Here is a 26,616-nt window from a genome sequence, read left to right on the forward strand (position 1 = left end):
TAGCAACTATACTGACCGCCAGGAGGTATTCATGATAGCGGCATGGCAATAAGCAATAACATCATCTCGTAACGTGTTATTGAATTTCTCATTCCATGCCATAACAATATTCCACTCGGTTAAAGGATGGGTTATCGTCATTGATAATACATCCTTATGCTCGTCATACCATGCGCTTTCAGGAATGAGAGCGTAGCCAAAATTTTCCTTTACCAGTGAAAGAATATTAGTATAACTACTGATCTCTTTAAGATTTGGGGTTGAAGATATACTTTTCAGAAAAGTAGAGGTGATATGGTGTGTGCCTGCGCAGGCATTAGCATCAATGCAAAAGAATTTGTTATTCGTTAAAATATCGCTAATGTCCTGTGCCTCAATAAGCGATTTTTTACTGTGATGGTAAATTAAAATAAGACGATCGCGCCTGATAAACATTTGTTTTAGCGGCGTACTGGTTTGTTCGCGCATAAATGCCAAATCCAGCTCGCCGGAAAGCAACTTCTCATTTTGTTGGGAGGTTGCAAGATCGATGAGGGTGATGTTCTTTTGTGGGCATTTTTTTGTGAATCCATTGAGTAATGCAGGTGCCAGATCCCGCGTCGCCATCCCAAACCCAACCGTCAAATCATTAGGGTTAGTTAAGGTGACTGCTTTATGTCTTAATAAATCATAGGCCGTTAATATGTTATTTATTTCATTAAATAACAATTGCCCATTTTTATTCAAGATTGTACCACTCTTGATTCTGGAAAAAAGATTAAGCCCCAGCTCGCCTTCAAGTGCCTGTATCTGCTTTGTCAGCGTTGACTGTGTAACGCACAAACGCTCTGCCGCACGTTGAAAATTGCCAGTATTCGCTAGCTCAATAAAAGCTTTAAGAACCTTTTGATTCATATTCGTTTGAGGAAACAGTCAATTATTTTTTTTCATTATACAAACGATGACGTGGTATGTAAAAAGATAAATGTTGAAACCGGGCTGGAAACGTTAGCTTTTTTTATTAATTAGGTAATGTAAGCCGCAAGCGGATTGTTGCCATATTTTATTTTTAAAATGCTGAATGAGTACTTTTACACCACTTTTAAGGGAAAAATCCTGTCCTGAAAGGTTATCAATATTCACTTAAGTAATGATTTGGCTTCTATATATAGAAATCGGTAATCATTTAAAATGAAGGTGCCGTCGTTTATGTGGAGCATTGCTATGTGCATTTTTTATGATGCAAGGAAAACAGCATGTCGATAGTGACGTCTAAGTTGCGAAACGCAAAGAGGATATTAAATTCATTTCCGGAGATTATAAATAACACAGAGTTAATTCATAGAGAGAATGATTGTTCTACGCTCCCTGCAATAAATGTTATTGAAATTCATCCCACTGATATTTGTGATTTACAGTGTAGTTATTGTAGCTATAAACATCAGCAGTACAGAGAATCCCTTAACGTTGATATAGTTAAAAATATATTAAGATTAAAGCCTAAGGCTGTGGTTATTGCGGGCGGAGGAGAGCCCACCCTCTATAAAAATGGCTATGTTGATTTAAATGATATTATTGATTTTTTATCTGCAAATAATATTGCAGTAGGACTGATTACCAATGGTAGCCGAAAATTAAAAACCTCCACCCTGGATAAACTAAGCTGGCTTCGTGTTTCTCTGGATGCAATCACCGAAGCGGATTTTTTTAATCTTAAACATGGTAAGTTATCGGTACGGAAAGCGTTTTTGCATGCTGCCATTGATTCGACGTGTCAGCATGTGGGAATTGGATTTTTATATGGCGATCATAATATTAATAATTTGCTTAGCGTTTGTCGCGATGTTTTTAGCGATTTTAATTACCACGTCAATATTCAGTTCAGACCTATATGCCGTATTCAGTCATGTGATTGTCCCTCGCAAAATTATGCATATGATAAAAACTTTACGTCCGATCGTGAGTTTTTTTGGCAGGAAAGTATTAAGCAGTTAACAGAGCTGCTATCAGCGACAGCCAGCGAAGATGAGGCTTTATATAATTTTGTGGTCAATAATACAAATTTATTAAATGTACTGGCGAATAGCGGAGAAAAATCGCTTAGTTTTTCACATTGCTATTCCACTTTAGCTCGCTGGCTGATCCGGGCAGATGGTAATATTTATCCCTGCGTGATGAAGGCAACGAACGATGGATTACCTATAGGGAACTTATCTTCTCTGTCAGTCGGGGAAATAAATATGAACCTGAAAGGTTATTATAATTTAGCTGGCAATTTTTGTCGGGGCTGCGAAACATGCTGCCGCTTAGCTGGAGTGGTTAATGAAACAGTAGAAAAAGCAACGCGGCGAGAACCTGTACCAAATCATGATAGTAATATTGTAGATTATTTTTACTGAGGAGCGGTAATGAACAATTTTCCAGGTTGGCCACAATTCGATAAACAAAGCTATGGTGATATCGAAGAGATCTTGTCCAGTGGTAAAGTTAATTACTGGACCGGAAAAAAAGGTGTGCAGTTTGAAAAGGATTTTGCTGAATGGAATGGTTCTGCCTGTGCTATTTCCTGTTCATCAGGTACCTCCGCGGTGCACATTGCGGTAAGTTCATTAAATATAGGACCAGGCGATGAGGTCATCGTACCTTCGTACACGTTTATCGCCACGTCTTTCGCGGTTTTACAAGCCGGGGCAATACCCGTTTTTTGTGATGTAACCCCCGACCATACTATTGATCCAGCGAAAATAACCGAGCTCATCACGCCGCGCACCAAAGCGATTATTGTCGTTCATCTGTATGGTGTGGTCTGCGATATGGACCCTATTATGGCTATTGCCAAAAGCCATAATTTAAAGGTTATCGAAGATAGCGCACAGTGCCTCGGTGGGCGGTATAAGGGGAAAAAAACGGGAAATATCGGTGATATCGGTACGTTTAGCTTTTGCCAGGGTAAGCATTTTACCACCGGCGGCGAAGGCGGGATGGTTGTTACGAATAACGAGGACGTTGCCTGGGAATGCCGCGCATTCCGCGATCATGGCTTCGATGTAAAACGTAAAATAGATTTGTTGACGCTAGAAGAACAAACATTCCATGTGCATAATCGCATTGGTTTTAATTATCGCATGACCGAAATACAATCGGCGATTGGTATAAATGAACTTAAACGCTTTGACAGCTGGAATTTAAAACGCAGAAAAACGTTTGCGGGTATTTACGACGAAGCATTTGCAAATATGCCTGAGATCGCCTCTATTCCTTTTACCTCCGTGGACAGGGAGAATGCGTACTGGTTGTATCCTCTAGTATTGAATCACGATATCTTTCCCGTTGATGCTGCAAAAGTGTTAGCTGAATTAAAAAAAGCGGGTATCCCGGCATTTAAAATTCAGTGGCCTGAAGCCTATGGTGAAAAAGTTTACCGCGAGTTAAACGGCTTTGGTAGCGTCGATTTCCCATTCAAATCAAAAGAATATACCGATCCGCAGTCTGTGGAATATTCAAAGGTTGTTTGTGAAAAGGCGAGAAGCCTGCTGCCTGTTACCTTTAGCCTTTACCTTCATCCCACATGGGATGTTGAGCATATACATGCCTGTATCAAAGGAGTTAAGCAGGTTTTTGATAAATGCAAACAAGATTTATAATAGCAGAGAAAATATTATGCAAAATATCGACCTTCACGTTCATTCCTCATGGAGTGATGATGCTGATTTTTCCGTCAGTCAGCTGATGAAAATTGCAGAAAAAGAAAGTGTTTCTGTATTATCTATCGCCGATCATAACTCATCTTCCTCGGTGGAAGAGGCTATTTACTGGGGGCAACAGTATAATATTCGGGTGCTGTCAGGTATTGAGATTGACTGCTCATTTGGTAATAACAACTATCATCTGTTGGGCTATGGTTATCGCCGCCATAGCACCGACTTTGCTGAGGTTAAGCGTAATTTTGATCGGCTTCAGCACGCGGCAACGCCGATAAAAATCAGCAAACTAAAAGCGCTCGGTTTGTTCCTTGATGAAGAACGTCTTTTTTCCCTGGCTGGCGAGCGCGTTCCGCAGGAAGAGGAGATGGCGGAACTGATCCTTGAGGATAAACGTAATGCCGGAAACGCATTGCTGACTCCCTACCGGAAAGGGAATGCGCGGGGAGATATGCCGCTGATTAATTTCTTCTGGGATTTTTTTGGTAAAGGAAAACCCTGTCATGTAGAGATTGCGTTTCCTCCTCTACCGGACATGGTTGACATTATCCGCAGTAACGGCGGAATTCCTGTTATTGCCCATATTGGTGCCAACGTGAAGAACGGGCATACCGACGTGATTAGCGAAATGGTGAAAGCGGGAGTGATGGGGGTAGAAGTTTTCTCCAGCTATCATGATAGCGATCTTCGCCAGCAGCTATATAACTATGCGCTGGATCGCTCGCTGCTGATGACCTGTGGGAGTGATTTTCACGGCAAGAATAAGCCCAACATTCGAATGGGAAGCTGCCAGCTGAATCCAACTGAAACGGCAAAAGTAGAGGCCTTTTTGGATCGCGTCACGCTTTACTAAATGTGTTGCTTAACCTGTGCCCGGTCAGTCGTTGTGCCGGGCATAACATCACGTTTCTGCACCGTATAAAGGCGTTTTTGCCCGCAAAAGGACTGGTTTGATTCACCCCAGCTGTGCGATGCCGCATCCAATAATAAAAATTAACAGGATAATGAATATCCAGCAAAATCGATAAAATGCATTATTTGCGCCAATTCCAGTGCGGGCGAGAAAAGTATTTTCTTCTTTGATATGCCGGGCAGAGATCTCACGGAAGCGGCGAATATAATAAATGCAATAACACAGTATGAGAGGAAGGATCAGCGCGCCAGTAATTTTTGAAAACGCAACGCTAAGTAATACGGCGGCGGCAATAAAACCCACATAGACTATCGCTGCGGTGGATTCTAATTTTTTTAACTCGCTGCGGACGCCTGCCGCATGCAATTCCCGCCAGCGCCGGAGCGTGCTGATGCTGAATCCATAGGTTTCGCACAAGACCTTATCAGAGACGCCGCTTTTGGACTGCTGCAGAAAATCAGCGATTTGTTCCCCGGTAAAGCGCGCTTTTGCCATTAACATCCCTCCCTGGCCGGGCGGATAAGCGCCCGGCATAGCATCATCACATTACGTCATTAACGACGCACGGCGATAGCTTCAATCTCAATCTTCACATCTTTCGGCAGACGCGCCACTTCCACGCAGGAGCGTGCCGGGAAAGACGCATTGTGCTCGGTGAAAAATGCTTCGTAAGTCGCATTAACGGTAGCGAAGTCATTAAGATCCTTCACGAAAACGGTGGTTTTCACGATATCACCGACTTTCAAGCCCGCCGCTTCGACGATGGCTTTCACGTTCTCCAGCGACTGACGCGCCTGAGCGGAAACATCGTCCGCCACGCTGCCAGTTTTAGGATCGACCGGGATCTGACCTGACGTGATGATCATGCTGCCAAGGTCAACGCCCTGAACATAAGGGCCGATAGCTGCTGGTGCATTTTCCGTCGCAATAGTTTTAGACATACTCTCTCCTGAAGTTATTCAATGTGTCCACGTAGGATGGTCCCATTATACAAACATTCTTCCGGCACAGGCGAAAAAGTGGGTAACGTAACGTGTTATCCAATGTAATAGGGGGCAGTGCGGATGCGGGAGGCAACCTGCCCGGCGGCGCTTCGCTTGCGCGGGCCTACATGTGATGGATTATGTAGGCCGGGTAAGGCGTAGCCGCCACCCGGCATTGCCCGGCACACCTAAATCAATGTGCCGGCGACGAAATTAATTCGCCAGCACTACCTGATGTGAGAACTCTTTCTCGCAGTATTTACACTTCAGTGCGATATCGTCCGCGCGCTTTTTAACGCTGAAGCTGGAGTTCACCGGCTCGGCATGGCTAATACAGTTACTGTTCGGGCAGACCAGCACTGCATCAATCCGCTCGGGCAGATTAGGGTGCGATTTCCCCACCACTTCATAATTGTCGATGCGGTTAACCGTCGCCAGCGGAGCATACAGCGCCAGCTGGTCAACCTGCTCATCGGTCAGAAAAGTGTTTTCTATCTTGATGATGTCCTTACGGCCCATCGCGCCAGACGGCAGGTTCAGGCCAACCGTCACGCGCTGCTCGGTTTCGGTCAATTTAAACAGCGTCAGCAGCCGGAAGCCGACCTGCGCGGGGATGTGATCGATAACGGTGCCGCGTTTAATGGCTTCAACCTGTAGTTTATTATCGTGTGTCATGGTCTTCCCCTTACAGTGCTAAGTCTTGATTCAAAACCAGTGCCAGCAGCGCCTGGCGGGCGAAAATGCCGTTACCAGCCTGCTGGAAATACCAGGCATGCGGCGTTTTATCGACGTCGGTGGCGATTTCATCGATGCGCGGCAGCGGGTGCAGCACCTTCATATTCGCGCGTGCGCCGTTAAGATCGCTGGCGCGCAGGACGAACTGTGCTTTCACGTTGGCGTACTCCGACGGGTCGAGACGCTCTTTCTGCACGCGAGTCATATAGAGAATATCGACCTCAGTCACCACCTCATCAATGGCGTGATGCACGCTCCAGGCGATCCCTTTTTCATCCAGCATATCCAGGATGTACTGCGGCATCGCCAGCGCGTCCGGGGCGATAAAGCAGAAGCGGTTGCCGCTGAATTTTGCCAGCGCCTGCGCCAGCGAGTGCACCGTACGGCCATATTTCAAATCGCCGACCATCGCGATAGTGAGGTTTTCCAGCCGCCCCTGAGTCTCCTGAATGGTGAAGAGATCCAGCAGCGTCTGCGTGGGATGCTGGTTCGCACCGTCGCCCGCGTTCAGCACCGGCACCGCGCCGGAGAACTCGGTGGCCAGACGCGCCGCGCCTTCCTGCGGGTGGCGCATCACGATGGCGTCCACGTAGGTGCTGATAACGGAGATGGTATCCGCCAGCGTCTCTCCCTTTTTGCCGAGCGAGGTATTGGCGCTGTCTGAGAAACCGACCACGCTGGCACCCAGGCGATGCATCGATGTTTCAAACGACAGACGGGTACGCGTCGACGCTTCGAAGAAACAGCTGGCGATCACTTTATGCTTCAGAAGCTCCGGCTGCGGGTTGGCCTTAAGCTTTGCCGCGGTCACCAGCACCAGCTCAAGCTCCTCGCGGCTGAGATCGTTTATGGAAATGATATGTCTCTGAAATAACGGATTAGCCATGTTTATCTCCTGACGCCTGGGCAAAAAAAAGCCCCTGCAATGAGGGGCTTTGAGAATACAGTGAGCAACGGGAAGAAAAACGGCAGACCTGCACCCTGTTTCAGGTGCGCTAAGACAGTATGTCGTAGACACTGGACCATGCTTCCTCCCGGCAAATTGTCGGCGATTATACTCAGCTCTAAAACGGGATCAAGCGATTAATGGCGATTTTATTCAACGCAAACGGTTCTATTGAATATTAATTCATATTAAGTATGTAATTAATCTGCTTGTGGACTAACGCGGTACGCTTCACCGCCCGCGGTGCGACCCAGACAATATTGCCGCTCGCCACGATGCCCAGCACCTCCGGCAGCGCACGATGATCGAGGATCCGCGCCACCGCCCGGCCATAGCCCGGCACGGTATGAATAAGAATAAATTCGCTGTTGTGCTCCACGCTGACCACCATCTCCGCCACCGATCGCGCGGCGTCCGGCGCAGGGCGTAATTTAGGATTCAGCGAGTAAATTTTTTGCCCCCGGGCGTTGCGGATTTTTATCACTCCCAGCAGCGTGAGCAGGCGCGAGACTGAAGACTGGCTAATATTTTCGAAGCCATGCAGCTGTAAATCACGGCGAATCTCTTCCTGCGAAAAGTAGCTTTTTTCGGCAATCAAACGCTGACACACGGTGAGCTGAAGCTGTTCTTTGGGGGAGTATTCACCATATTCCATCATTTTTTATCCTGCAATATCAATCTGTTATAAGTCACCCCCTTCTCCCGCATGCGAAGGGATCCCGTATGACGTTATTAAGTCCGAATGAAGGCACTGCGTCCGTCAGGCGCAGCGCCACCGTACCTATAGTAATGCCCCGATGCTTAAAGTTGCCATAATAACCAGCGTCAGGATGACGAGCAGCGGCGCAACCCATTTCAGATAACGTACGTAAGGAACGCGGGCAATGGCCAGTCCACCCATGACCACTGCCGAGGTGGGCGTCACCAGGTTAACAATTCCGGAGGCGGACTGGTAAGCCGTGACGACCAGGTCGCGCGGCACGCCAGCGAAATCTGCCAGCGGTGCCATAATCGGCATGGTTAACACGGCAAGACCCGACGACGACGGCACCAGGAAAGAAAGTACCACCTCCAGCCAGTACATCACGTTGATAAAGGCCATGCTGGAAAGGCCGCTGACGGTCTCCTCCGCGCTATGCAGGATCGTGTGGGTAATCATGCCCTTATCCATTATCACCACAATCCCGCGCGCAATGCCGATAATCAGCGCCACGCCCAATAACTCACGCGCCCCGTTGATAAAGGTCGAGGTCAGTTCCTCTTCGCTCATCCGGGCAATGATACCGACGATAATCGCCGCGACGAGGAACACCGCTGAGATTTCCGCCATCCACCAACCCTGCACGGATACGCCATAAATCATCACGGCGAACGCGAGAGCAAAAATCACCAGGATAAGCTTGCGCACTGGCGTAAATGCCAGCGAGTCCTGCGTTTTTTCACCGAGAAAATGCGCCCGGTTTTCTTCTTGCTTATCAGCGACGATAGAGCGGGAAGGGGCGAGCCTGACCTGGCGGGCATAGCGCATGACCCAGACCACGCAAATGATCCAGCCTGCCACCAGCAACACCGCGCGCATCCCGATCCCGTCGGTAAAAGGAATGCCGGCAGCGTTAGCGGCAATGACCGTTGCAAAAGGGTTGATGGTGGAGCCCAGCGTGCCAATCCCCGCGCCGAGCAGGATCGTCGAGGCGGCAACCACCGGGTCAAAACGTGCCGCCAGCATGACCGGCACCAGCAGGGTGTAAAAAGGCAGCGACTCTTCTGCCATCCCGTAAATGGTACCGCCGGCGGCAAACAGGGCCATCAGGATGGGGATCATCCACTCTTCGCGTCCGCGCAGACGCAGCGTAACGCACTCGATCCCGGCATCGATGGCTCCGGTTCTGGTCACAATGCCGAGGAAGCCACCGATGATCAAAATAAACAGCGCCACGTCGATGGCACCCGCCTGACCAGTTTCGGGATCGTACAGTCCGCTAATCGGGGCCATCACTACTGCGATAATGCCTTGCGGATGGGCCGCCATGTGCGCGTAGGTGCCGGCTACCGGCACCTCTTTGCCCAGCGCGTCGTTCATCGCCATATGATACTGCCCGGCCGGGATCAGCCACGTCAGCACGGCGACCAGGGCGATAAGAATGAACAAAATGGTGTAAGCCGAGGGGAATTTGAATTTACTCATGATAGGTTCCCTATCCCGGCGTGCCAGTCAGCAGGCCGGGAATGTGATTACTCGCCGAGTGTCGCCACCATCACCGCTTTGATGGTATGCATACGGTTTTCCGCTTCATCGAAGACGATGGAATGGGGCGATTCGAACACCGCTTCCGTGACCTCCAGCCCTTTCATGCCGTAGGCCATTTCGATTTCACGGCCGGTTTTGGTGTGTTCGTTATGGAAGGCGGGTAGGCAGTGCATAAATTTCACCTGCGCATTGCCGGTGGCTTCCAGCACCCGCTGATTAATCTGGTAGGGTTTCATCAGGCTGACGCGTTCCGCCCACGCTTCTTTCGGCTCACCCATCGACACCCATACATCGGTGTAGAGAAAATCGACGCCGTGAACGCCTTCTTCAACGTTTTCGGTGAGGGTAATGCGTGCGCCGGTTTCCCGGGCGATGGCCCGACACTCTGCGACCAGCGCCTCGTCAGGCCAGAAAGATTTCGGCGCCACCAGGCGGATGTCCATCCCCATCTTCGCCGCGCCGACCATCAGGGAGTTGCCCATGTTATTGCGCGCGTCGCCAAGATAAGCAAAGCGCAGTTCCGCCAGCGATTTACCCGGCGCATGCTCCAGCATGGTCATCAGATCGGCGAGGATCTGCGTCGGGTGAAATTCGTCCGTCAGCCCGTTCCACACCGGCACGCCGGCATAAGCGCCCAGCTCCTCGACAATCTGCTGACCAAAGCCGCGGTACTCAATGCCGTCATACATCCGTCCCAGCACCCGCGCGGTATCTTTCATCGACTCTTTATGGCCGATCTGAGAGCCGCTGGGGCCGAGGTAGGTGACCTGCGCGCCCTGATCGAAGGCCCCGACTTCAAAGGCGCAGCGGGTACGGGTGGAGGTTTTTTCAAAAATCAGCGCGATATTTTTGCCTTTCAGCATCGGCTTTTCGCGCCCCGCTTTTTTGGCGGCTTTCAGTTCAATGGCCAGATCGATCAGGTACTGTATTTCTGCCGGGGTATAGTCCAGCAGTTTGAGAAAATTGCGGTTTTTAAGAGAGATAGCCATGATTCATTCCTTTTAAAATTACAGGGCCGCCGATGTCATGTTTTCCATGCGAATCAACGTGCCTTTATCTCCGGACAAAATGGCCGGACCATCTGCCAGCGCGCCGATCCCGGCGCGGCCGTGGCAGGCTTCAACGTAGCGGCAGCAGGCCGCGATTTTTGGCCCCATCGATCCGGCATCGAACTGCATATTCCTGAGCAACTCCGGCGTCGCCTGAATCAAGGGACGCTGTCCCGGCGTGCCCCAGTCGAGGTACACCGCATCCGCATCGGTCAGGATCAGCAGCGCGTCGGCATCAAGCTGGCGGGCCAGCAGCGCGGCTGAGAGATCTTTGTCGATCACCGCTTCAACGCCGTGGTAGCCATCGGCTTTTTGCACCACCGGAACGCCCCCGCCGCCGTTGCAGATCACCAGATGATCGCGTTCGAGCAGCGCCTGAATGGCATCGCTTTCCACAATGTGAGCGGGAAGAGGAGAGGGCACGACGCGGCGAAACCAGCGGCCATCAGGCCTGAACGTCCAGCCTTTCTCGCGTCCGAGGGCGTCGGCCTGCGCCTGGTCATACACCGGACCAATGTATTTGGTTGGGTTGCTGAAGGCCGGATCGTCGGCATCGACTTCGACCTGGGTCAGCAGCACGCTGATATGGCGTTCAGGAAGTTGATTCTTAAGCGACTGCTGAAGCATATAGCCGATCATCCCCTGGCTTTCCGCGCCGAGAACGTCGAGCGGATAAGGCGTGACGGCATCGCAGGCGCTGTTCTGCAGCGCCAGCAGGCCCACCTGCGGCCCGTTGCCGTGCACCAGCACGACGCGCCATTGCCGGGTCAGGCTGGCAATCGTCGCTGCCGCCAGATCGATATTTTTCCGCTGAATGTCAGCTTCCAGCGGTTCGCCGCGTTTTAACAGGGCGTTACCGCCGAGCGCGACGACCAGAGTCGGTTTCTTGTCCATTACGGGCTCCTTAAATACCATCTCGTTGCAGTGGACAGCTCATGCAGCGTGCGCCGCCGCGTCCGCGTCCCAGTTCATCGCCGGGGATTGGCAGCACGGTGATACCGGCCTTGTCATATTTTTCATTGGTCCAGACGTTGCGCTCGTAGCCCACCACCACGCCGGGGCGCAGGGTCAGTACGTTATTGGCGTCGTTCCACTGTTCGCGCTCGGCTTCGAAGGCATCGCCGCCGGTGGTGATCAGCTGAACCCGATCGATACCCAGCGCTTTTTCAATGGCGTGCAGCAGGCTGGTTTCCTGAACGCGATCCAGGCCGCCGCGCCCGTCCGGCGTCAGGGTCCAGCACTGGGATTCTTTGCGCACCACCTCGGGATAAACGGAGAAGGTGTTAACGTCGATGTGGGTCATCACCGTATCGAGATGCATACAGGAGCGATGTTTGGGCAGTTCAACCACCACGCGCTCGGCCTGGCGATGTTTAAATAAGGCGGTGGCAAGAAATTCCACGCCCTGCGGGGTCGTCCGTTCGGAGAGACCAATCAGGACGGCTCCGCGTCCAATAACTAATACATCGCCCCCTTCGAGGGTGGCGTGATCGTAATTAATATTGTCGTCGCCGAAATATTTTATAAAATCGCCGTCGGCAAATGCCGGGTGCCAGCGATAAATGGCCCGCAAATTATTCGTTTCCCGCTGACGCGCAGGTTTAGCCATAGGATTAATTGACACACCGTTATAAATCCAGCATGACGTATCACGGGTAAATAAATGATTAGGCAACGGCTTCATAATAAAATCATTCGCGTCGTGGGTATCCACCACCATATTTTTTATAAATGAAGGAATTTCCCCGTAGGTCAGACCGCCGCTTAAATGACGCGCCAGCTGTCGATGCTGCATATCCGCCAGCCAGCCGCGAACGTCGGAAGCAAAGCCCGGCCCGAGGCGGTAATCCGACACCTGAGTGGTCAGCAGCCAGTCTTTCGCTTCAGCAATATCAAGCGTTTGCGCCAGGAGATCGGTTAATAACAGCACTTCCACGCCCTGATCGCGCAGGGTGCTGGCGAAGATGTCATGCTCAGTTCCCGCCCGCTCAACGGACAGGACATCATCAAACAGCAATTCCTGGCAATTTGACGGGGTTAATCTTTTCAGGCTGAGATTAGGTCGATGAAGCATTACGCTTCGTAACGTTCCCACCTCGGAACCAACGTAATTCTTTTCCATAATTAATCCTTGATGCTTTTTATAAATAAAAAGAAAGGTCGACGAAAATGTATTTCGCGTTTGCCGGTAGCAATTGATTTCGTGATGGATAATAGGTTTTTTAAAAGCTAAAAATGTGATGAGGGTCACGCGGGAATAGCGTCTGAAAGAATTGTTTATTATTTATGATAGTTATCATAAATTCGTTATTTAAATTGCAATGGTGAATGAATGAATACGCTTTTACGGCCTGGATTATTCTTGTTTGTTAATAATGTGTTGTTATTTTAAATATGTCGCATCATCTTAACTTATTGAAAATAAAAGACTTAACTATCTGATTTTTATCGTTATGCAGAAATACCACGATATTATCCGGGACGTAAGCTAAATGGGTAAATATTTATGCGTTATAGCTGCAAAAATCATGGCATCTAAAGTGTGATATACCGATTGTTTTTATTGTAAATACTTTTTTTTCAAGTGGTTAAGTCGATAGTATGAATTTACATTTTTCGGAGTATGCATAATTAATGCATAAAAAGCGGAAGGCGATCACAGCTGATTAATCTCTTATCCGATAAACATGCGCTACCGCAAGTCTTCGACAAAAACGAGTGGCGGGGCGGTGTGATTGATCGTATAACTGAGGAAATGAAACATCGTTTTAATTAAGAGGGGTTATCATGATCGTTGGCAACATTCACCATCTACACAGCTGGCTACCGGCGGAACTGCGCCATGCCATTGAACACGTTAAAGCGCACGTTACCGATGCCACTGCAACCGGCAAATATGAGATCGACGGCAGCCGCCTGTTCTATATCCTCTCTGAAGATATGACTGAGCCTTTCGAAAAACGCCGCGCGGAATACCATGCCCGCTATCTCGACATCCAAATTATTCTGAAAGGTCAGGAAGGGATGACCTTCAGTACGCTTCCGGCAGGTACACCGGACACGGACTGGCTGGCGGATAAAGACATCGCCTTCTTACCGGAGGGCGAGCAGGAGAAAACCGTGGTGCTGAGCGAAGGGGATTTTGTGGTGTTCTATCCGGGCGAAGTCCACAAGCCGCTGTGCGCGGTCGGTACGCCAGCGCAGGGGCGCAAAGTGGTAGTGAAACTGCTGGTGGAGTGAGGCGGGAATTAGCGCTGCGAACGATCGCAGCGCTAAAGCGCCTATTCCGCCAGGGTCGCCACCATCACCGCCTTAATGGTGTGCATCCGGTTTTCCGCCTGATCGAATACGATGCTGGCCGCAGACTCAAACACCTCATCCGTCACTTCCATGCCGCCGTGTAACCCATACGCTTCCGCCATCTGTTTGCCGAGGACAGTTTGATCGTCATGGAAGGCGGGCAGACAGTGCAGAAACTTCACCTGCGGATTGCCGGTTAACTGCATCATGTGGCTGTTCACCTGATAATCACGCAGCAGGGCGATACGTTCGGCCCACTTCTCTTTGGCTTCGCCCATCGACACCCAGACGTCGGTATAGATAAAGTCCGCGCCCTTCACGCCTGCCGCGACATCTTCCGTCAGGGTGATGCTACCGCCGGTCTGCGCCGCCAGCGCCTTGCACTCGGCAACCAGGCTTTCCTCCGGCCAGCAGGCTTTTGGTGCTACCAGACGCAAATCAAGCCCGGTGAGTGCGGCGGCTTCCAGCATGGTATTGCCCATGTTATTGCGTGCGTCGCCCGCGTAGACCAGCGTCATCTCATTCAACGCCTTGCCCGGCAGGTGCTCCTGCATGGTCAGCAGATCTGCCAGCAGCTGCGTCGGGTGAAACTCGTTGGTCAGCCCGTTCCATACTGGCACGCCAGCAAACTCTGCCAGCGTTTCGACCACCTCCTGCCCGTGGCCGCGGTATTGAATGCCGTCATACATCCGGCCCAGCACGCGGGCGGTATCTTTAATGGATTCTTTATGACCAATCTGGCTGCCGCTGGGGCCAAGATACGTGACGCGTGCGCCCTGGTCGTATGCGGCAACTTCGAAAGAGCATCGGGTACGGGTGGAGTCTTTTTCGAAGATGAGCGCGATGTTTTTACCGCTAAGCTGCGGCACTTCCTGGCCCTGTTTTTTGTCCGCCTTCAGTCTGGCGGCGAGCTTGAGCAGCGTGTGAATTTCCGCAGGGGTAAAATCGAGTAACTTTAAAAAGTGTTTCTGGTAGAACGACGACATATTTCCCTCTCATGACGTAGGTCACTAATTGAATTAAAATTCAATTTATCTGTATGAATATGCAATTGCAAGCCCTGATCATAAATCTTTGCCGGATGGACTGGAGGCAATGTCAGCGGTGTGTGACAATAGAAGTAACGGCGGCAATTTATGAGGAACCCACCATGGCAAACCCGGAATACCTGGAAGAGCAGCGTGAAGAAACGCGTTTAACCATCGAAGAGTTAATTGAAGACGGCAGCGATCCTGATGCCCTGTACACCATTGAACATCATCTTTCCGCTGACGACTTCGACACGCTGGAGAAATTCGCGGTAGAAGCCTTCAAACTGGGTTACGAAGTGACCGAGCCCGAAGAGCTGGAAGTGGAAGAGGGTGATACGGTTATCTGCTGCGACATTCTCAGCGAATGCGCGCTTAACGCCGATCTGATCGACGCGCAGGTGGAACAGCTGATGAATCTGGCTGAAAAATTCAACGTCGAATATGACGGCTGGGGCACCTACTTCGAAGATCCCGATGCGGAAGACAGCGACGAGGATGACATCGACGAAGATGACGACGGCGTACGTCACTAAGCTATAAACTCCGGTGCGGCAGCTTCGGCTGCCGCACTCTCAGGACTGTTATGGATTACCAGCACTTACTTTCCCCCGTTACGCAATTCCTGCACTGCCCGACCCCTCAGGCGTGGATCGACAAAGCCCGCGATCCGGCAAACCTGCCTTTGCTCCTCACTGACCATATGGTCTGCGAACTGAAAGCCGCGCAAACTGCGATGCTGCTGGTGCGTAAATATGTTGCCGATAAAGAGGGCGGCGATGCGCTGCTGGCGTGGCTGCAACCTTATGAAGCTTTTACGTTCCGCGAGGGGCCGGAGCCGGACTTCCTGGCGCTGCATAAGCAAATTGGAAAAAGCGTGATGCCCCGCACTGACGATCCGTGGGGACGTCAGCTAATTGACAGCATGCTGCTGTTAATTAAAGAAGAATTACACCATTTCTGGCAGGTGCGCGAGGCGATGGCGGTGCGTAGTATTCCTTACGTGAAAATCACCGCCAGCCGCTATGCTAAAGGAATGCTGAAAGAGGTGCGCACCCACGAGCCGCTGACGCTGATCGACAAGCTGATTTGCGGTGCATATATCGAAGCCCGCTCCTGCGAACGCTTTGCCGCGCTTGCGCCGCATCTGGAAGAGGATTTGCAGAAGTTTTACCTCTCCCTGCTTCGCTCCGAAGCGCGCCATTACCAGGATTATCTTGCACTGGCACAGCAGATTGCCAGTGATGACATCACGCCACGCGTGCAGCATTTCGGGCACATTGAGGCGACACTTATTACGACTGAGGACAATGCGTTCCGTTTTCATAGCGGTGTCCCGGTCTGACGACACAGGACAACACATGAAAAAATGGTCAACCGCACTGCTGGCAGGCGTTATCTCGTTTATGGCTTTTGCCTGGCTCGCCCACCGCTCCCCGGCTAAAAATGACGATGAACAATTCGACGCGATTGTCAGTACCATGCCGACATATCAGGTGCTGAAAGAGCAGGAGCCGCAGCTCTGGGAGTCGATTCGTACCCGCGCGTTGACCATGCAAAAAGAAGGTAAAACCGAGCAGCAGATTGTCGATGCGATCCAGCCGCAGGTGCTGAACCTGCAAATGCAGCGTCTGCAAACGGCGCCGGATGAAAATGTGGTGGCCTACATGAAAATCAACATGGAGCAGACCGCCGCCGTGCAAAAAGTCAGCGATGATGACTGCTACCGTTTCCTGTTTCCGGACGTGAAGGGGGGAATTAACCCGATACGCATCCTGCCGCAGGAGATGTTCCATCGCCGCATGGAGATTGATGCCGCCATGATGCGCGCCGCTATGGGGCCGAACAAACATACCGTGACGCCGCAGGAGCGGGAACATGCGCAGCAGGATATTAAACCGGTCGCGCAAAAGCTGAGTGAAAAATACGGTCAGGATCTGGCCATTATGTCTGCTCCGGCCAGCGGCGTCGGCAAAGAGAAAATCACCTGTAATATCGTGCAGGATTTATGGAATGGCGTCCTGACGCTGCCGCAGGATAAAGCGGCGGGCGTAATTCGTTTTGCAATTGATTCATCGAATTAATTCTGTCGGGCCTGTATAACACTATCTCAGGCCCGCCGTTTTTTATTCTCTTTTATCCAGATTAAAATAACGTCACGGGCATGTATATCCCGTACAAAGAGAATAAAGGCTGTTTAAAGATCTTTCAGCATCCGAACTTCACAATCCACATGACCGGTGCAGCCCAGTGGACCGTCAATATGCCGGAAGCCGAGCTTTTCATATAGCCCTATCGCTTCTTTAAGGAAGGCGGTGGTTTCCAGATAGCAGCGTGTAAACCCCTGCTCGCGGGCATGATCCATTGCCATCAGCGCCAGCTTTTTCGCCAGCCCCTGACCGCGAATCGAGGGCAGAAAATACATCTTCTGTAATTCACAGATATCCGGCTCGCTACAGGCCAGCGGTGCAATACCGCCACCGCCCACGACGTTACCATCCTGCTCAACGACCCAATAGGCGTGGCCCGGCTGGCTATACAGCTGGTACAGTTCATCCAGATTCGGATCGGCTACCGTATAGCCTTTATCGGCGGTGAGGCCGTATTCGGCGGAAACCTGACGGATAACGGCGGCAATCGCCGGGTTATCCTGAGCCGTCAGGCGGCGCAGCGCGAGCGTGCTGACTACATTCATAACATTACCCAATTGCACATATCATACTTATACATTTATTTAATACCATTCTCTCTAATGCGGCGCAAGCGACTTATAGGGCATGAAAAAATTTTGTCATTGATGATGGTTAAAGGGTATTGTAATACAGCAGATTTAACGGTTCTTTTAGTATTATTTATTTATGGATTTGTTAATTTAGGGATGTTTTATGGCAAAAGTTATTGATGGCATGGATACTCAGAGTCATCCGTTTGTGTTTCACGGCGACGGGGGTAGTTATTTCCTTATATGCCTGGTGAATGTTTTACTTTGTCTTATCACGTTAGGTATTTATACGCCTTGGGCATTAATGAAATGTCGCCGTTATATTTACGCTAATATGGAAGTCAATGGGCAGAGTTTTACTTATGGGGTGACAGGCGGCAACATATTTGGGAGCTGCCTGTTTTTGCTGGCGATATATTTCTCCGTGATAATGTCAATGGCGATGAGAATTCCCTTTATTGGCATTGTGCTGTTTATAGCCTTGTTTATTCTTCTCCCCTTTATGGTCGTGAAAGGGATGCGCTACCAGGCCATGATGACTTCTCTGAACGGCGTGCATTTCGGCTTTTCATGTTCGATGAAAAGATTCTGGTTAATCATGGTAGGGTTACCTGTTGCGATGGCTATAGGATTAGTCCTGTGTGTAATGATTATTGCTAAACTTTGCCCGACAGGTAGTGATAGTGGGGCAATTATATCGGGCATTGTATTGGCGCTGATAGCGGTAGCGGCCATCGGTATTTTTAATGGTTTCTTGTTCAGCAAAATAATGCCGTTTATCTGGAATAATATCAGCTTCGGGGTGCATCGCTTCGACGTCAAGCTGGACACCGTTTATTGTATCAAATTCGCCATTCTGGCGTTTATCACCATTATCCCGTTTTTAGGTGTAGCGGGGTATATCATATACGATCAGATTGTGGATGAAATACGTGGCTTTTCCATTTACGCGACTGGCGACATGAGCGAGGTTTTTGAGGGGCTGCGCAAGAGGATTATCGCGCAGGTGATTTATTATTTTGGTATCGCGATAAGCACCAGTTATTTAACCGTCGCCCTGCGTAACCACTTTATGAGCCGACTTTCACTGGCCGACGGGCGTGTTCGCTTTCGCTCGACATTAACCTATTTTGGCATGCTCTATCGGATGTGTGCATTAGTGGTGGTTTCTGGTATTACCGGCGGGCTGGCCTATCCATTGCTGAAAATGTGGATGCTCTCCTGGCAGGCCGAAAATACGTATGTGATTGGCGATCTGGATGCGTTGACGTTAGAGAACAATGATCAGCAAGCGGATACAGACGTTCTGGCGAAAGTGTCGCGCGGTATGATGCCCACTTTACCATTCCTGTAACGATAAAAAAGGCCGGAACGTATTCCGGCCTCTGCGTGTTGTCAGGCGTTACTCCGTGGAAGCATGCCGGGTGGCGCTGCGCTTACCCGGCCTACAAAACCCTTAATATTAATGCCTCCAGGCCCGCGCAAGCGAAGTGCCGCCGGGCAGAGCGGGCTTACAGCGCGCTAATTACTGCCTGCTGCTCAATCAACTTCGCTTTCGCTTCGGCATATCCTTCCAGCTTCTCGCGCTCTTTGGCAATCACCGCTTCCGGTGCGCGCGCCACAAAGCCTTCATTGGAGAGCTTGGCTTCGATACGGCTCACTTCACCCTCGACTTTCGCCACTTCTTTCGCCAGACGTGCCAGTTCGGCCTCTTTGTCGATAAGCCCCGCCATCGGGATCAGCAGCTCGGCACCGTCGATGATTTTAGTGACCGAAACCGGACCTTTATCATCAGCAGGCAGCACGGTAATGCTTTCCAGACGCGCCAGGGTTTGCAGGAAGCTGCGGTTATCGTTCACGCGACGGGTTGCGTCGGCGCTCGCGCCGCGCAGCAGCAGTTCCAGCGGTTTACCCGGGGAGATGTTCATCTCCGCACGGATGTTACGCACCGCGATGATCGCCTGCTTCAGCCACTCGGTATCGGCCAGCGCTGCTTCATCGACCTGCGCCGCGTCGTACTGCGGGAACGGTTGCAGCATGATGGTGTCGCCGGTGTTACCGCAAATCACTTTCACGCGCTGCCAGATAGTCTCGGTAATGAACGGGATGATTGGATGCGCCAGGCGCAGCAGACCTTCCAGCACGGTCACCAGGGTATTACGCGTGCCGCGCAGTTCAGACTCAGAACCGCCGTTCATCACCGGCTTGGTCAGCTCCAGATACCAGTCGCAGAACTGGTTCCAGGTGAACTCATACAGGATGCCTGCCGCGATGTCGAAGCGATAGCTATCCAGCGCCTCGCGGTACGCTTTGATGGTCTGGTTGAACTCTGCCAGGATCCAGCGATCCGCCAGCGACAGCGTCATTTCGCCGCCGTTGAAACCGCAATCCTGATCTTCGGTGTTCATCAGCACAAAACGGCTGGCGTTCCACAGCTTGTTACAGAAGTTACGGTAACCTTCCAGACGCTTCATATCCCAGTTGATATCGCGGCCGGTAGAGGCCAGCGCCGCCAGCGTGAAGCGCAGGGCGTCGGTGCCGTGCGGCTCGATGCCGTTCGGGAACTGCTTCTCGGTGCGTTTACGGATTTTGTCCGCCAGCTGCGGCTGCATCATGTTGCCGGTACGTTTTTCCAGCAGATCCGCGAGGGAGATACCATCAACCATATCCAGCGGGTCGATCACGTTGCCCTTGGATTTGGACATCTTCTGCCCTTCATCATCGCGGATCAGGCCGGTCATGTAGACGGTATGGAACGGTACCTGCGGCTTGCCGTTTTCATCTTTGATGAAGTGCATGGTCATCATGATCATGCGAGCGATCCAGAAGAAGATGATGTCGAAGCCGGAGACCATCACGCTGGTGGGGTGGAACTGACGCAGGGCGTCGGTGTTTTCCGGCCAGCCGAGGGTGGAGAAGGTCCATAGCGCAGAGGAGAACCAGGTATCCAGCACGTCTTCGTCCTGACGCAGGGCAACGTCGGCACTCAGGTTGTTTTCCTGACGCACGTCGTCTTCGGTGCGGCCCACGTAGACGTTGCCGTCGTTGTCGTACCACGCCGGGATACGGTGTCCCCACCACAGCTGACGGGAAATACACCAGTCCTGAATATCGCGCATCCAGGAGAAGTACATGTTTTCGTACTGCTTCGGTACGAACTGAATATCGCCATTCTCAACCGCTTCAACCGCCGGTTTCGCCAGTACGTCGGTGCGAACATACCACTGGTCGGTCAGCATCGGTTCGATAACCACGCCGCCGCGGTCGCCGTACGGGACGGTCAGATCGTGCGGTTTGATCTCTTCCAGCAGACCGAGGGCATCAACGGCGGCGACCATCGCTTTACGTGCGGCAAAACGCTCCAGCTTCTGGAACTCTGCCGGAATATCGCTGGCATAAACCTCAGACTCTTCGCCTTTGGTATCGAACACCTGCGCGCTTTCACGGATATCGCCGTCAAAGGTCAGGATGTTGATCATCGGCAACTGATGACGCTTGCCGACTTCGTAGTCGTTGAAGTCGTGCGCCGGGGTGATTTTCACGCAGCCGGTGCCTTTTTCCATATCGGCGTGCTCGTCGCCGACAATCGGAATGCGGCGGTTAACCAGCGGCAGCACCACGAATTTGCCGATCAGATCTTTATAACGCGGATCTTCCGGGTTTACCGCCACGCCGGTATCGCCGAGCAGGGTTTCCGGACGGGTGGTGGCGACCACCAGGTAATCTTTCCCGTCGGCGGTTTTCGCGCCGTCGGCCAGCGGATAGCGGATGTGCCACATGGAGCCTTTCGACTCACGGTTTTCCACTTCCAGATCGGAGATGGCGGTACGCAGTTTCGGGTCCCAGTTGACCAGACGCTTACCGCGGTAGATCAGATCTTCTTTGTACAGGCGGACAAAGACTTCTTTCACGGCATTGGAAAGGCCTTCGTCCATGGTGAAGCGCTCGCGCTCCCAGTCCACGGAGTTGCCGAGACGGCGCATCTGGCGGGTAATCGTGCCGCCGGATTCTGCTTTCCACTGCCAGATTTTATCGATGAAGGCATCGCGACCGTAGTCGTGGCGGGTTTTACCTTCTTCGGCGGCGATTTTACGCTCAACCACCATTTGGGTGGCGATGCCTGCATGGTCCGTGCCCGCCTGCCAGAGGGTGTTTTTACCCTGCATGCGCTGGTAGCGGATCATGGTGTCCATGATGGTTTGCTGGAAAGCATGACCCATATGCAAGCTGCCGGTGACGTTCGGCGGCGGGATCATGATGCAGAAGCTTTCCTGGCTTTCATCACCGTTGGGTTTGAAATAGCCCTGCTTTTCCCACTGCTCGTAAAGCGGCTGTTCGATATCTTGCGGGTTGTATGTCTTTTCCATTATTTCCAGGCTGCCGTATTCAGGTTAAAACCAGCCACGCGGTAGGCTTTATAGCGCTCGCGTGCCAGTTGTTTCAAAGAGTCTTCATAAGGGACGAAGTCTACCACTTCTGTGAAAGCGGTGGCAAAATCTGCGAAGTTTGTCCGCAGGCTGATGAGGATATCGCGCGGGCTGCTGTTACGCTTCTGCGGCCAGGCAATCTCGACCGGCGCACCGCCGCGCGGGCCTTCACCTGCCAGATTGTGCGGCACAAAGCTTTCCGCCGGGCGCGCCCACAGCGCTTCATCAAGGCGGATCGCCTGTTGCTCATCTTCGCAGGCGATCAGCACGCGCTTGCCGCTGCGCCAACGTTCTGCGGCAATCTCACACACCAGTAGTTCCACGGCGCTCAGGCCGTCGGCGGCGGTGTCGTTGTCCAGAAGGTAGAACGTTGCGTTTTTCATATAGGGCTTCTTGTGATGACGTTACCGGTGAAGGCCGGGTCTGGTGTTTTTAATGCCGGGTGGCGCTTTGCTTACCCGGCCTGGGATTTGGTGCCGTTTGTAGGCCGGGTAAGGCGAAGCCGCCACCCGGCATGGTGCATCACTCGTCGCCGTTAAACCCGGCGCGATTCAACAGGAACTGCGACAGCAGCGCGACCGGGCGACCGGTCGCGCCTTTGGCTTTACCGGAGCGCCAGGCGGTACCGGCGATATCCAGATGCGCCCAGTTATATTTACGGGTAAAACGCGCCAGGAAGCAACCGGCGGTAATTGCGCCGCCAGGACGCCCGCCGATATTCGCCATATCCGCAAAATTGGACTCCAGCTGCTCCTGGAACTCATCGGCCAGCGGCAGACGCCACGCGCGATCGCCTGCCTGCTCGGATGCGCCAATCAGCTCGTGCGCCAGCGGGTTGTGGTTCGACATCAGCCCGGTAATATGATGGCCCAGGGCAATCACGCAGGCACCAGTCAGCGTCGCCACGTCAATCACCGTCTCCGGCTCAAAACGCTCAACGTAGGTCAGCACGTCGCACAGCACCAGACGGCCTTCGGCGTCGGTGTTCAGCACCTCGACCGTCTGACCGGACATGGTGGTCAGCACGTCGCCCGGACGATACGCGCGGCCGCCAGGCATATTTTCACAGCCTGCCAGCACGCCGATGACGTTAATCGGTAGCTGAAGTTCCGCTACCATCCGCATCACGCCGTACACTGCTGCTGCGCCGCACATGTCATACTTCATCTCGTCCATCCCTTCGGATGGCTTGATGGAGATACCGCCGGAGTCGAAGGTCAGCCCCTTACCCACCAGCACGATGGGACGCGCGTCTTCGGAGGCATCGCCCTTGTACTCAATCACCGACATCAGCGACTCGTTCTGCGAACCCGCGCCGACCGCCAGATAAGAGTGCATTCCCAGCTCTTTCATCTGCTGCTCGCCAATCACGCGAGTAATAACGTTTTTGCTGTAGCTGTCCGCCAGCTGGCGCGCCTGGGAGGCGAGGTAGGCGGCGTTACAGATATTCGGCGGCATATTGCCGAGATCTTTTGCGGCCTTGATCCCGGCGGCAATCGCCAGACCGTGCTGAATGGCACGCTCGCCGCTGGTCAGCTCGCGGCGGGTCGGCACGTTGAACACCAGCTTGCGCAGCGGACGACGCGGCTCGCTTCTGGTGGTCTTTAGTTGATCGAAGCTGTACAGCGTCTCTTTCGCCGTCTCTACCGCCTGACGCACTTTCCAGTAGTTATTGCGCCCCTTCACATGCAGTTCGGTCAGGAAACAGACCGCTTCCATTGAACCGGTATCGTTAAGGGTGTTGATCGTTTTCTGGATCACCTGCTTATACTGGCGCTCATCCAGCTCACGTTCTTTGCCGCAGCCGATCAGCAGAATACGTTCTGACAGGACGTTCGGCACATGATGAAGCAGCAAGGTCTGCCCCGGTTTACCTTCCAGCTCGCCGCGACGCAGCAACGCGCTGATATAGCCGTCGCTGATTTTATCGAGCTGCTCGGCAATCGGGGAGAGGCGGCGCGGTTCAAAGACGCCCACGACGATACACGCGCTCCGCTGTTTCTCCGGGCTACCGCTTTTTACACTGAACTCCATGCACTACGCTCCTGAATCTTAAAGACAACAGCGGAAGCTGCGGATAGAATTGCAAGCTTTCGTAACTCATGTCCGCTGTTGCGGTGACTTCGTGATAATCTTACTGTGACGGTTTAAACACCTCAGAGCGTTTCTGAAGCGACCATACTGCTAAGTAAAACTATCTTAGCGATGTTTTCAACGACTCAAGAGCATAAATGACGTTTAAGCCATGAAACAAGCGATTTTCCAGCAAAAAGACGGGTTTTTACAGGCGTATTTAAAGTGATAATCATAAGATATCTGGTGCGGGAGACGCTCAAAAGCCAGCTGGCGATCCTTTTCATCCTGCTTCTGATCTTCTTCTGTCAGAAACTGGTACGAATTCTGGGCGCGGCGGTTGACGGCGAAATCCCAACAAACCTGGTGCTCTCACTGTTGGGACTGGGCGTGCCTGAAATGGCGCAGCTTATCCTGCCGCTCAGCCTGTTCCTCGGGCTGTTGATGACGCTGGGCAAACTTTATACCGAAAGTGAAATTACGGTGATGCACGCCTGCGGCCTCAGTAAAGCCGTACTGGTGAAAGCAGCCATGATCCTGGCGCTGTTCACCGCCATTGTTGCGGCGGTCAACGTGATGTGGGCGGGGCCGTGGTCCTCCCGTCATCAGGATGAAGTGCTCGCCGACGCCAAAGCCAACCCCGGCATGGCGGCGCTGGCGCAGGGCCAGTTCCAGCAGGCCACCGATGGCAACTCGGTGCTGTTTATTGAGAGCGTCAGCGGCAGCAGTTTCCACGACGTATTCCTCGCCCAGCTGCGGCCAAAAGGCAACGCGCGTCCTTCTGTCGTGGTCGCGGACTCGGGCCAGATGGCTCAGCATAAAGACGGCTCCCAGAGCGTGACCTTAAACAAAGGTACCCGCTTCGAAGGCACCGCGATGCTGCGCGACTTCCGTATTATCGATTTCCAGAACTACCAGGCGATTATCGGACACCAGGCGGTGACGCTTGATCCTGATGATACCGATCAGATGAATATGCGTACCCTGTGGAACACCGACACCGATCGGGCGCGCGCTGAACTGCACTGGCGTCTCACCCTGGTGGCGACCGTATTCATCATGGCGCTGATGGTAGTCCCGCTCAGCGTGGTCAATCCGCGTCAGGGGCGTGTGCTGTCGATGCTGCCAGCAATGCTGCTGTATCTGATTTTCTTCCTGTTACAGACCTCGCTAAAATCCAACGGCAGCAAAGGCAAGCTGGACCCGATGATCTGGATGTGGGCGGTGAACCTGCTTTACTTTGCGGGTGCCGTTGCCCTGAACCTGTGGGATACGGTGCCGATGCGCCGTCTGCGTGCCGGTTTCACGCGTAAAGGAGCGGTATAATGCAGGCATTTGGCGTACTTGACCGCTATATCGGTAAGACCATTTTTAACACCATCATGATGACGTTATTCATGCTGGTGTCGCTCTCGGGCATCATCAAGTTTGTCGACCAGCTGAAAAAAGCCGGGCAGGGGAGCTATGACGCGCTGGGCGCGGGGATGTTTACCATCCTCAGCGTGCCCAAAGACATCCAGATCTTCTTCCCGATGGCGGCGCTGCTTGGCGCGTTGCTGGGGCTGGGGATGCTGGCGCAGCGCAGCGAGCTGGTGGTGATGCAGGCTTCCGGCTTCACCCGGCTCCAGGTGGCGCTGTCGGTAATGAAAACCGCTATCCCGCTGGTACTGCTGACCATGGCTATCGGCGAATGGGTTGCCCCGCAGGGCGAGCAGATGGCGCGTAATTACCGCGCGCAGGCGATGTACGGCGGTTCGCTGCTGTCAACGCAGCAGGGTTTATGGGCGAAAGACGGCAACGACTTTGTCTATATCGAACGCATTAAAGGTGACGATGAACTGGGCGGCGTGAGCATTTACGCCTTCAACGACCAGCGTCGCCTGCAGTCGGTGCGCTACGCCGCCTCGGCGAAATTCGACAAAGACCGCGGCCAGTGGAATCTGTCGCAGGTCGATGAATCCAATCTGAAAGATCCGAAGCAGATCACCGGCACCCAGACCGTCAGCAGCACCTGGAAAACCAACCTCACGCCGGACAAACTGGGCGTGGTGGCGCTGGAGCCAGACGCGCTTTCCATCAGCGGTCTCTATAGCTACAGCCACTATCTGCAGTCCAGCGGACAGGATGCGAAACGCTATGAGATTAAGATGTGGAGTAAGATCTTCCAGCCGCTGTCGGTGGCGGTCATGATGCTGATGGCGCTGTCGTTTATCTTTGGCCCGCTACGTAGCGTGCCGATGGGAATGCGCGTTGTCACCGGTATCAGCTTCGGTTTTCTCTTCTACGTGCTGGACCAGGTATTTGGGCCGTTAACGCCGCTCTATAACGTTCCGCCGATCCTCGGCGCACTGCTGCCCAGCGCGCTGTTCTTCGTCATCAGTCTGCTGTTGATGATGAAACGGGCCTGACGCCTCTCCCTTCATCCGCTCGCGGGTGAAGGGATTTTCCGCTTTTCTCGGTTTATCCCGCTGCGCGAACTATGCTTTCCCTGTGTTCCACTTATTTCAGGGAA

The 26,616-nt window shown here is 52.4% G+C and carries 26 protein-coding genes; 10 read left to right on the forward strand and 16 right to left on the reverse strand.

Annotated elements, in window-relative coordinates; translation table 11 throughout:
* Positions 1-6 precede the first annotated feature (6 nt).
* Positions 7-894: a LysR family transcriptional regulator gene (locus P0H77_RS03090; RefSeq protein ID WP_276163532.1), complete on the reverse strand. Its 888-nt coding sequence runs from the start codon at positions 892-894 to the stop codon at positions 7-9.
* Between the two features lie 341 nt (positions 895-1,235).
* Between P0H77_RS03090 and P0H77_RS03095 the strand changes: the two genes are divergently transcribed.
* The 3 genes from P0H77_RS03095 to P0H77_RS03105 are packed head-to-tail and all read left to right on the forward strand — an operon-like array spanning position 1,236 to position 4,533.
* Entirely contained in the window at positions 1,236-2,378 is a 1,143-nt protein-coding gene (locus P0H77_RS03095; protein WP_276163533.1) for a radical SAM protein, read from the forward strand.
* 9 nt (positions 2,379-2,387) lie between these two features.
* Positions 2,388-3,623 carry a DegT/DnrJ/EryC1/StrS family aminotransferase gene (locus P0H77_RS03100; protein ID WP_276163534.1) on the forward strand — a complete coding sequence of 412 codons (1,236 nt, stop codon included), beginning with the start codon at positions 2,388-2,390 and terminating at the stop codon, positions 3,621-3,623.
* A gap of 16 nt (positions 3,624-3,639) precedes the next feature.
* Complete coding sequence (locus tag P0H77_RS03105) at positions 3,640-4,533, forward strand: PHP domain-containing protein (protein WP_276163535.1); 894 nt, start codon at positions 3,640-3,642, stop codon at positions 4,531-4,533.
* Between the two features lie 102 nt (positions 4,534-4,635).
* On the opposite strand, the gene P0H77_RS03110 is transcribed toward P0H77_RS03105, so the two are convergent.
* The 10 genes from P0H77_RS03110 to arcA all read right to left on the reverse strand — a co-directional run bounded on the left by P0H77_RS03110 (position 4,636) and on the right by arcA (position 12,676).
* Positions 4,636-5,088 (reverse strand): transposase, encoded by a 453-nt coding sequence (locus P0H77_RS03110; RefSeq protein WP_276163536.1) that lies wholly within the window; start codon positions 5,086-5,088, stop codon positions 4,636-4,638.
* Between the two features lie 59 nt (positions 5,089-5,147).
* Positions 5,148-5,534, reverse strand: a complete 387-nt coding sequence (ridA, locus tag P0H77_RS03115; protein ID WP_176919501.1) for a 2-iminobutanoate/2-iminopropanoate deaminase — start codon at positions 5,532-5,534, stop codon at positions 5,148-5,150.
* 255 nt (positions 5,535-5,789) lie between these two features.
* Positions 5,790-6,251 carry an aspartate carbamoyltransferase regulatory subunit gene (gene pyrI / locus P0H77_RS03120; protein WP_276163537.1) on the reverse strand — a complete coding sequence of 154 codons (462 nt, stop codon included), beginning with the start codon at positions 6,249-6,251 and terminating at the stop codon, positions 5,790-5,792.
* Positions 6,252-6,261: 10 nt separating this feature from the next.
* Positions 6,262-7,197: an aspartate carbamoyltransferase gene (gene pyrB / locus P0H77_RS03125; RefSeq protein ID WP_276163538.1), complete on the reverse strand. Its 936-nt coding sequence runs from the start codon at positions 7,195-7,197 to the stop codon at positions 6,262-6,264.
* Positions 7,198-7,199: 2 nt separating this feature from the next.
* Positions 7,200-7,337, reverse strand: coding sequence for a pyr operon leader peptide (gene pyrL / locus P0H77_RS03130; RefSeq protein WP_276163539.1), 138 nt, complete (start codon positions 7,335-7,337; stop codon positions 7,200-7,202).
* Positions 7,338-7,435: 98 nt separating this feature from the next.
* Positions 7,436-7,915, reverse strand: coding sequence for an ArgR family transcriptional regulator (locus P0H77_RS03135; RefSeq protein WP_276163540.1), 480 nt, complete (start codon positions 7,913-7,915; stop codon positions 7,436-7,438).
* A 123-nt stretch (positions 7,916-8,038) separates the two neighbouring features.
* Positions 8,039-9,442, reverse strand: a complete 1,404-nt coding sequence (locus P0H77_RS03140; protein WP_276163541.1) for a YfcC family protein — start codon at positions 9,440-9,442, stop codon at positions 8,039-8,041.
* 47 nt (positions 9,443-9,489) lie between these two features.
* On the reverse strand, positions 9,490-10,494 hold the full coding sequence (gene argF / locus P0H77_RS03145) for an ornithine carbamoyltransferase (RefSeq protein WP_276163542.1): 1,005 nt from the start codon (positions 10,492-10,494) through the stop codon (positions 9,490-9,492).
* An 18-nt stretch (positions 10,495-10,512) separates the two neighbouring features.
* Positions 10,513-11,448: a carbamate kinase gene (gene arcC, locus P0H77_RS03150; RefSeq protein ID WP_276163543.1), complete on the reverse strand. Its 936-nt coding sequence runs from the start codon at positions 11,446-11,448 to the stop codon at positions 10,513-10,515.
* A gap of 10 nt (positions 11,449-11,458) precedes the next feature.
* Complete coding sequence (arcA, locus tag P0H77_RS03155) at positions 11,459-12,676, reverse strand: arginine deiminase (RefSeq protein WP_276163544.1); 1,218 nt, start codon at positions 12,674-12,676, stop codon at positions 11,459-11,461.
* A gap of 665 nt (positions 12,677-13,341) precedes the next feature.
* On the opposite strand from arcA, the gene P0H77_RS03160 reads away from it, so the two are divergent.
* A complete protein-coding gene (locus P0H77_RS03160) occupies positions 13,342-13,794 on the forward strand; it encodes a YhcH/YjgK/YiaL family protein (protein WP_276163545.1) in 453 nt (150 codons plus the stop codon).
* 41 nt (positions 13,795-13,835) lie between these two features.
* On the opposite strand, the gene argF (P0H77_RS03165) is transcribed toward P0H77_RS03160, so the two are convergent.
* Positions 13,836-14,840: an ornithine carbamoyltransferase gene (gene argF, locus P0H77_RS03165; protein WP_276163546.1), complete on the reverse strand. Its 1,005-nt coding sequence runs from the start codon at positions 14,838-14,840 to the stop codon at positions 13,836-13,838.
* 164 nt (positions 14,841-15,004) lie between these two features.
* Between argF (P0H77_RS03165) and rraB the strand changes: the two genes are divergently transcribed.
* Genes rraB through P0H77_RS03180 form a run of 3 tightly spaced genes read left to right on the forward strand, consistent with a single transcriptional unit; the run spans position 15,005 to position 16,966 of the window.
* Positions 15,005-15,418: a ribonuclease E inhibitor RraB gene (rraB, locus tag P0H77_RS03170; RefSeq protein ID WP_276163547.1), complete on the forward strand. Its 414-nt coding sequence runs from the start codon at positions 15,005-15,007 to the stop codon at positions 15,416-15,418.
* 50 nt (positions 15,419-15,468) lie between these two features.
* A complete protein-coding gene (gene miaE / locus P0H77_RS03175) occupies positions 15,469-16,227 on the forward strand; it encodes a tRNA isopentenyl-2-thiomethyl-A-37 hydroxylase MiaE (RefSeq protein WP_276163548.1) in 759 nt (252 codons plus the stop codon).
* 16 nt (positions 16,228-16,243) lie between these two features.
* On the forward strand, positions 16,244-16,966 hold the full coding sequence (locus P0H77_RS03180) for a topoisomerase II (protein ID WP_276163549.1): 723 nt from the start codon (positions 16,244-16,246) through the stop codon (positions 16,964-16,966).
* Positions 16,967-17,079: 113 nt separating this feature from the next.
* Here the strand turns inward: P0H77_RS03180 and P0H77_RS03185 are convergent, their stop codons facing one another.
* A complete protein-coding gene (locus P0H77_RS03185) occupies positions 17,080-17,577 on the reverse strand; it encodes a GNAT family N-acetyltransferase (RefSeq protein ID WP_276163550.1) in 498 nt (165 codons plus the stop codon).
* A 190-nt stretch (positions 17,578-17,767) separates the two neighbouring features.
* Between P0H77_RS03185 and P0H77_RS03190 the strand changes: the two genes are divergently transcribed.
* A complete protein-coding gene (locus P0H77_RS03190) occupies positions 17,768-18,958 on the forward strand; it encodes a DUF898 family protein (protein ID WP_276163551.1) in 1,191 nt (396 codons plus the stop codon).
* 157 nt (positions 18,959-19,115) lie between these two features.
* Here the strand turns inward: P0H77_RS03190 and P0H77_RS03195 are convergent, their stop codons facing one another.
* The 3 genes from P0H77_RS03195 to pepA form a co-directional block, all read right to left on the reverse strand.
* Positions 19,116-21,971, reverse strand: coding sequence for a valine--tRNA ligase (locus tag P0H77_RS03195; RefSeq protein WP_276163552.1), 2,856 nt, complete (start codon positions 21,969-21,971; stop codon positions 19,116-19,118).
* Positions 21,971-22,414, reverse strand: a complete 444-nt coding sequence (gene holC / locus P0H77_RS03200) for a DNA polymerase III subunit chi (protein ID WP_276163553.1) — start codon at positions 22,412-22,414, stop codon at positions 21,971-21,973. The genes P0H77_RS03195 and holC overlap by 1 nt, the downstream gene beginning before the upstream one ends.
* Positions 22,415-22,553: 139 nt before the next feature.
* On the reverse strand, positions 22,554-24,065 hold the full coding sequence (gene pepA / locus P0H77_RS03205; protein ID WP_276163554.1) for a leucyl aminopeptidase: 1,512 nt from the start codon (positions 24,063-24,065) through the stop codon (positions 22,554-22,556).
* A 264-nt stretch (positions 24,066-24,329) separates the two neighbouring features.
* Between pepA and lptF the strand changes: the two genes are divergently transcribed.
* Both lptF and lptG read left to right on the forward strand, forming a co-directional pair.
* Entirely contained in the window at positions 24,330-25,430 is a 1,101-nt protein-coding gene (lptF, locus tag P0H77_RS03210) for an LPS export ABC transporter permease LptF (RefSeq protein ID WP_276163555.1), read from the forward strand.
* A complete protein-coding gene (gene lptG, locus P0H77_RS03215; RefSeq protein WP_276163556.1) occupies positions 25,430-26,512 on the forward strand; it encodes an LPS export ABC transporter permease LptG in 1,083 nt (360 codons plus the stop codon). The genes lptF and lptG overlap by 1 nt, the downstream gene beginning before the upstream one ends.
* Positions 26,513-26,616 lie beyond the last annotated feature (104 nt).

It is taken from the genome of Superficieibacter sp. HKU1 (assembly GCF_029319185.1).
Lineage (GTDB): Bacteria > Pseudomonadota > Gammaproteobacteria > Enterobacterales > Enterobacteriaceae > Superficieibacter.

Coding starts and splice junctions, on each gene's coding strand:
- P0H77_RS03090 (WP_276163532.1), bottom strand. CDS start 894: ATGAATCAAAAGGTTCTTAAAGCTTTTATTGAGCTAGCGAATACTGGC.
- P0H77_RS03095 (WP_276163533.1), top strand. CDS start 1,236: ATGTCGATAGTGACGTCTAAGTTGCGAAACGCAAAGAGGATATTAAAT.
- P0H77_RS03100 (WP_276163534.1), top strand. CDS start 2,388: ATGAACAATTTTCCAGGTTGGCCACAATTCGATAAACAAAGCTATGGT.
- P0H77_RS03105 (WP_276163535.1), top strand. CDS start 3,640: ATGCAAAATATCGACCTTCACGTTCATTCCTCATGGAGTGATGATGCT.
- P0H77_RS03110 (WP_276163536.1), bottom strand. CDS start 5,088: ATGGCAAAAGCGCGCTTTACCGGGGAACAAATCGCTGATTTTCTGCAG.
- ridA (WP_176919501.1), bottom strand. CDS start 5,534: ATGTCTAAAACTATTGCGACGGAAAATGCACCAGCAGCTATCGGCCCT.
- pyrI (WP_276163537.1), bottom strand. CDS start 6,251: ATGACACACGATAATAAACTACAGGTTGAAGCCATTAAACGCGGCACC.
- pyrB (WP_276163538.1), bottom strand. CDS start 7,197: ATGGCTAATCCGTTATTTCAGAGACATATCATTTCCATAAACGATCTC.
- pyrL (WP_276163539.1), bottom strand. CDS start 7,337: ATGGTCCAGTGTCTACGACATACTGTCTTAGCGCACCTGAAACAGGGT.
- P0H77_RS03135 (WP_276163540.1), bottom strand. CDS start 7,915: ATGATGGAATATGGTGAATACTCCCCCAAAGAACAGCTTCAGCTCACC.
- P0H77_RS03140 (WP_276163541.1), bottom strand. CDS start 9,442: ATGAGTAAATTCAAATTCCCCTCGGCTTACACCATTTTGTTCATTCTT.
- argF (WP_276163542.1), bottom strand. CDS start 10,494: ATGGCTATCTCTCTTAAAAACCGCAATTTTCTCAAACTGCTGGACTAT.
- arcC (WP_276163543.1), bottom strand. CDS start 11,448: ATGGACAAGAAACCGACTCTGGTCGTCGCGCTCGGCGGTAACGCCCTG.
- arcA (WP_276163544.1), bottom strand. CDS start 12,676: ATGGAAAAGAATTACGTTGGTTCCGAGGTGGGAACGTTACGAAGCGTA.
- P0H77_RS03160 (WP_276163545.1), top strand. CDS start 13,342: ATGATCGTTGGCAACATTCACCATCTACACAGCTGGCTACCGGCGGAA.
- argF (WP_276163546.1), bottom strand. CDS start 14,840: ATGTCGTCGTTCTACCAGAAACACTTTTTAAAGTTACTCGATTTTACC.
- rraB (WP_276163547.1), top strand. CDS start 15,005: ATGGCAAACCCGGAATACCTGGAAGAGCAGCGTGAAGAAACGCGTTTA.
- miaE (WP_276163548.1), top strand. CDS start 15,469: ATGGATTACCAGCACTTACTTTCCCCCGTTACGCAATTCCTGCACTGC.
- P0H77_RS03180 (WP_276163549.1), top strand. CDS start 16,244: ATGAAAAAATGGTCAACCGCACTGCTGGCAGGCGTTATCTCGTTTATG.
- P0H77_RS03185 (WP_276163550.1), bottom strand. CDS start 17,577: ATGAATGTAGTCAGCACGCTCGCGCTGCGCCGCCTGACGGCTCAGGAT.
- P0H77_RS03190 (WP_276163551.1), top strand. CDS start 17,768: ATGGCAAAAGTTATTGATGGCATGGATACTCAGAGTCATCCGTTTGTG.
- P0H77_RS03195 (WP_276163552.1), bottom strand. CDS start 21,971: ATGGAAAAGACATACAACCCGCAAGATATCGAACAGCCGCTTTACGAG.
- holC (WP_276163553.1), bottom strand. CDS start 22,414: ATGAAAAACGCAACGTTCTACCTTCTGGACAACGACACCGCCGCCGAC.
- pepA (WP_276163554.1), bottom strand. CDS start 24,065: ATGGAGTTCAGTGTAAAAAGCGGTAGCCCGGAGAAACAGCGGAGCGCG.
- lptG (WP_276163556.1), top strand. CDS start 25,430: ATGCAGGCATTTGGCGTACTTGACCGCTATATCGGTAAGACCATTTTT.